Genomic DNA, 5,795 nt, shown 5'->3' with positions numbered 1-5,795 from the left:
TATTTTATCAGTTGCTTTTTCAAATACACCGATGGTTTTTCCATTTAGTGTCTGGATATCATAGCTTCGAATGCTGGTATCATTTTTTCTTGCAAGAAGTACAGCGTGGTTGTAGCCAATGTTATAATCGGGATATTCAAACATTTTCTCAAAGCTTTTGTCATAGAACATGCCGCCCATTAGATCCAGATCTCCGGCTATGAGCTGATTCATCAAATCACCGCCATTACCCTCTACAAATTCATACTCCCAATTTGTATATTTCGAAATTTCACTTAGAAAATCGGCCACCTGTCCGGTTCGGTTACCTGCTTCATCGATCTCAGATATTCCCTTCATTATCGGATATCCGACTTTTAATACCCGGCTTTCTGAAGTATTTTCTTTGGAGATGTTCCCGGCAGAAACATAAAGTTTTGGTAATCCGGTACAGAAGAGAAGTATTAGTAACATGCAGAATGCAATGCATCGGGTTTGTTGTTTCATAGTATTTTCCTTCCATGCAAATTTATTTTCATGAATTATATCTGAATTGTAAAAAGCTTGTGTAAAGCAGACTCTGAATTATACCTATTTTATTCCTATTATATAATTAATCAAATAGAATAACAAGTCTGAATGCTCTAAAAAGCAAAAGAGATTGCTTCTGGACGATTTTACAGTTTTTCGAACGAACGCCTCTATATTTATTTGAATAAATCTTCTATGATTAAAATATCTATAAAAAATACGGAGGTATCGGAGAATGAAACAAATGACGTTTGCACTGTATTTTGCTAACAGGGGATTTTTCCCGGAAACATTAATTGCCGGAGCCAGAAAGGAAATGGCAGAGGCTGTCACAAACGCAGGATATCAGTATCTGATTCCGGAGGAAGAGATGACCAGATATGGAGCGGTAGAAACCAGGGCAGAGGGGAAACGCTATGCAGCCTGGCTGAAAAGCCATGAAGGAGAGTATGACGGCGTAATTATGTGTCTGCCAAATTTTGGGGATGAAAATGGAGGAGTTGCCGCAGTACAGGATGCGGGAGTTCCTGTACTGCTCCATGCTTACCCGGATGAGATCGGGAAGATGGATTTTGAGCACAGGAGAGATTCCTATTGCGGAAAGTTCAGCTTTGCGGATGTATTCCATCAATATGGGATTCCGTTTACCATGCTGGAACCCCATGTAGTACATCCGCTGTCGGAAACATTTGCAGACAATCTGAGGGATTTTGCCGGTATCTGCAGGGTTGTAAATGGAATGAAACGTTTTTCGGTAGGAGCCTTCGGTGCCCGGACAAGCAAGTTTAAAACGGTGCGCTATGATGAGATTACCCTTCAAAAATATGGAATCACGGTGGAGACTTTTGATCTGTCCGAATTGATTAATAAAGTTCAGAATATGGAGGACAGCGACAGCCGGGTTCTTAGGAAGGTGAAACGCCTGGTGGATTACACGGATTTCAGCTGTGTGCCGGCCGATAAAACTAACGTACTTGCAAAGGTGAGCGTTGTAATAGATGAATATATTGCCGCTTATGACCTGGACTGCATTACCCTGCGCTGCTGGGATGAGATGCATGAAATCCTTGGGATTGCACCCTGCGTACTGCTGAGTGAACTAAACGACAGAGGCATTGTGGCATCCTGTGAGATTGATCTCTGTTCCGCCATTAACATGTATGCGATGCAGCTTGCATCCGGTAAGCCCACAACGGTTTTGGACTGGAATAATAATTATACGGAAGATCCGGATAAGGTGATTCTGTTCCACTGCGGTCCGGTTGCACAGACTCTGATGACAGAAAAAGGTACCGTAACCGATCATAAGATGTTTGCCAAAGGAAACCCCGGCTGCGGATGGGGGAGCAACGAGGGAAGGATCAAAGCATTTCCCATGACCTATTCCAACTGTAAGACGGAGGATGGGAAGCTCACGGTGTATGCAGGAGAAGGAAAATTTACGGAAGATCCCATAGAAGAGGGGTATTTTGGCTGCGGAGGAGTAGCGGTTATTGACAGTCTCCAGCCCAAATTAATCCAGCTTGGGCAAAATGGGTTCCGCCACCATACCGCTGTGGGGATGGGACATTTAAAGAAGGTATTAAAGGAAGCGTTTACCTATTATCTGGGGTATGACTGGATGGATATTTAGATTGGAGGAATGATGATGGCAATTGGGGGACTGGATATAGGAACAACAGGGTGTAAGCTCACAGTATACGATAACCAGGGAACATACATATATAAAGCTTACCGGGATTATCCCTCATCCAGAGGGGGAAAGGAACAGGAAATAGACGCAAAATCCATATGGAATTCGGTACGGGAGGTGATCCGGGAGGCAGCAGAACAGAATCCGGATATTCAGGGAATCGGCGTGACCAGTTTTGGGGAGACCTTTGTACTGTTAGATGAAAAGGATAATCCCCTGGCACCATCCATGCTCTATACAGATCCCAGAGGAGATGAGGAATGCAGGGAGCTTGTGGAGAAGCTTGGAGAGAAACACATAGCCCAGATTACCGGGCTGAAGCCTCATTGTATGTACAGTATTGCGAAACTCATGTGGATGCAGAGACACCGTCCGGATATTTATAACAGGGCTTCCAGAATTCTGCTCATGGAGGATTATGTAATTTACATGTTGACAGGCATCACGCAGATCGACTACTCAATAGCATCCCGGACCATGGCATTTGATATAAGGAAATTATGCTGGAGCAGGGAAATATTAGAGGCAGCCGGGATTGATGAAAAGCTGCTGTCCAAAACAGTTCCCACCGGAACGGCAGCTGGCTGTATCAAAGCTGCGGTGGCAGCAAAACTGGGACTTAAAGAGAAGACATTGATCGTATCTGTCAGTCATGATCAGGTGGCGGCGGCAATCGGTGCCAGCGTCTTCGGTGATGCTGTCGCAGTTGACGGTGCAGGTACCGTAGAGTGCATTACCCCTGTTTTTACCGGGATACCGGAAAATGATGTGCTGTACCAGGGAAGTTATGCAATTGTACCTTATGTAATTCCAGGGAAATATCTCTGCTATGCGTTCTCCTTTACCGGAGGAGCGTTGGTAAAATGGTATATTGACAATCTTGCAAAATATGAGAAATATCTGGCGGAACAGGAAAATAAGTCTGTCTACGAAGTATTGGAAAGCAATATGATAGACGAACCCACAGGGATCCTGGTGCTTCCTCATTTTGCAGGTGCAGCCACACCTTACATGGATACCGGATCCAGGGGAGCAATCACAGGTCTTACTGCCGCAAATCATGTATCTGACCTGTACCGGGCGATGCTGGAAGGGGTAGTCTATGAGATGCGGCTGAATATGGAGGAACTTTGGAAGGCAGGAATCGAAATTAAAAAACTAAAAGCCGTGGGCGGCGGGGCAAATTCCAGGATCTGGTTGCAGATGAAAGCGGATATCTTAGGGGTTCCCGTGGTATCCCTGGGCTCCAGTGAAGCGGGAGCAGCCGGAAGTGCCATGCTGACGGGAATTGCCTGTAACATCTTTGAGAATCTGGAATCAGCAGCAGACAAAATGGTAAAGGAATTAGAGACCTATTATCCCCGGCAGGAGCAAAGAGAAGCTTATGAACCATATTATATCAAATACAGACAGCTCTATCCGTCAGTCCGGCACTTGATGGGATAGCTTAATCTGGCATACAGGTAAGCTGAAACGGAGGAGTACATGGAATTAGAGAAAGACATAGGGATAAAGAAAGACACAGGGATAAAGAAAGACATAGGGATAAAGAAAGACACAGGGATAAAGAAAGACATGGACGAAAAGAAATACATAAACGAAAAGAAATACATGGACAGAAAAAAATACATCGGACACAATTCACAGATTTTGGGTGTGGAAGAATTCCGTCTCACAGGAGGCAGAGGAGACGGAATGCGCCTGTTTCAGGTGAAAAATGGAAGAGGTCTGGAGTTTACTATATCCGCAGACCGTTGCGGAGACATCGCAAGGCTGTCATTTCGCGGGGATAATTTCGGCTACTTTTCTCCAGCCGGATATGTGGCGCCGTCCTATTATGACGACAAAGAAGATGGATTTCTAAAATCATTTACGGCTGGATTCCTGACCACCTGCGGACTGACGGCTGTGGGAAGTCCCTGTGTGGATCAGGGTGTAAAGCTGCCACTTCACGGCAGCATATCCAACTGCCCGGCGGAGAGAGTTTCTTATGAAATAACAGAAGAGGAAATCGTCTGGAAAGCAGTTATGAATCAGGCAGGTATCTTTACGGACAAGCTGATGTTTCACCGCATGATCAGCTGTTCCCTGTCAGAGAACCGCATTACAATAAGGGATACAGTGGAGAATACCGGCTCTGAAAAAAGTCCTTTGATGCTGCTGTACCATATGAATATGGGGTATCCCCTGCTCAGCGAGAATGCCAGGCTGTATCTTCCCTCTGATCAGGTTGTTCCCAGAAATGAACATGCGGCGAAGGGGATGAACAGCTGGAATCAATTGCAGATGCCGGAGGCGGGATATGTGGAGCAGTGCTATTATCATACCTTTGGGGAAGCCGGGATGGCGGCAATTTACAACCCGGATATCAAAAAGGGTCTTGTGATCCGGTTTGACCCAAAAGTGCTCCCCTGTTTTACCCAGTGGAAGATGATGGGTGTAAAGGACTATGTATTGGGGCTGGAGCCGGGAAATTGTTATCCTGATGGCAGAGATGTGATGAGAAAAGAAGGTAAACTGAAGTTTATAGAACCGGATGAAAAAATAACATACCAGGTAGAAATCGAGATTCTGGAAAGTGATTCCGGATGGGAAAAGACAGGAGGGATATTGTGTTAGTTTCATTGAAAGAAATATTAAGGCTTGCCCAGGCAAGAAAATGTGCCATAGGTTCTTTTAACACACCGAACCTGGAGAGTATCATAGCAGTAATCAGGGGTGCGGAAGAACTGGATGTACCGGTGATTATTATGCATGCGGAAATCCATGAGGAAATGATGCCGATCTCACTGATCGGACCCATTATGATAAGATGTGCGGCAGAGTCAAAGGTGCCGGTGTGTGTTCATTTGGATCATGGCACCAGCCTGAGCTATTTATATAAGGCGCTGGATATTGGATTTACATCCATTATGTATGATGGGTCGGCATTAAGCTATGAAGAAAATGTGGCAAATACCTGTATCGCTGTGGAGATGGCAAAGCGGACAGGTGCTTCTGTGGAGGCAGAAATAGGAGTTCTCGGAAAAAGGGAGCTGGGTCTGGGACACGAATCCAGTCACGATGACCAGGCAGAAGAGGTCTATACAGATCCGGATGATGCAGGCCGTTTTGTGAGAGAGACCGGGATAGATGCACTGGCATGTTCCTTTGGTACTGCCCACGGTCTTTATTTAAAAAAGCCAAAGCTGGATATGAACGTATTAGACCGGGTACGGGCAAGGGTGGATATTCCCCTTGTTATGCATGGAGGGTCCGGCGTCAGCGAAGAAGACTATAAAACGGTGATTCAAAAAGGGATTCGGAAAGTAAATTATTATACTTATATGGCGAAAGCCGGGGGAGAGGAAGTAGAGGGGCAGTTTGGGCTTAAAAAGATGCCCCTGGTGAATGAGGGAAAAAAATACAATCTCTATTATGCGGTTGTGGAACAGGGAAAAGAAAAGCCAGTTTATTATCACGAAATTGTACAGTGGGGAATCGATGCCATGAAGGGGAATGTGAAGTCCGCTTTGGAGGTATTTAGCGGAATGATGTACTAGAGCGTGTTTGAAAATTGCTACACCTTGGTCATTTTAACCAAATTAATATT

At 45.1% G+C, this 5,795-nt stretch carries 5 protein-coding genes; 4 read left to right on the top strand and 1 reads right to left on the bottom strand.

All coding sequences use genetic code 11. The features are described 5' to 3' along the window. The coding region (locus ACH2DQ_RS19370; protein WP_395027914.1) for a substrate-binding periplasmic protein at positions 1-486 on the bottom strand (486 nt) is incomplete at its 3' end. A gap of 259 nt (positions 487-745) precedes the next feature. Between ACH2DQ_RS19370 and ACH2DQ_RS19365 the strand changes: the two genes are divergently transcribed. Genes ACH2DQ_RS19365 through ACH2DQ_RS19350 form a run of 4 tightly spaced genes read left to right on the top strand, consistent with a single transcriptional unit; the run spans position 746 to position 5,745 of the window. Then, positions 746-2,143: an L-fucose/L-arabinose isomerase family protein gene (locus tag ACH2DQ_RS19365; RefSeq protein ID WP_394914525.1), complete on the top strand. Its 1,398-nt coding sequence runs from the start codon at positions 746-748 to the stop codon at positions 2,141-2,143. A gap of 9 nt (positions 2,144-2,152) precedes the next feature. Continuing rightward, a complete protein-coding gene (locus ACH2DQ_RS19360; protein ID WP_395027912.1) occupies positions 2,153-3,649 on the top strand; it encodes an L-fuculokinase in 1,497 nt (498 codons plus the stop codon). A gap of 39 nt (positions 3,650-3,688) precedes the next feature. After that, complete coding sequence (locus ACH2DQ_RS19355; protein ID WP_394914523.1) at positions 3,689-4,822, top strand: aldose 1-epimerase family protein; 1,134 nt, start codon at positions 3,689-3,691, stop codon at positions 4,820-4,822. Next, positions 4,816-5,745, top strand: coding sequence for a ketose-bisphosphate aldolase (locus tag ACH2DQ_RS19350; RefSeq protein ID WP_394914522.1), 930 nt, complete (start codon positions 4,816-4,818; stop codon positions 5,743-5,745). The genes ACH2DQ_RS19355 and ACH2DQ_RS19350 overlap by 7 nt, the downstream gene beginning before the upstream one ends. Positions 5,746-5,795 lie beyond the last annotated feature (50 nt).

This window comes from Robinsoniella sp., assembly GCF_034124845.1.
Note: the sequence above shows the minus strand (reverse complement) of the source record. Positions and strands in the feature narration are given on the sequence as shown.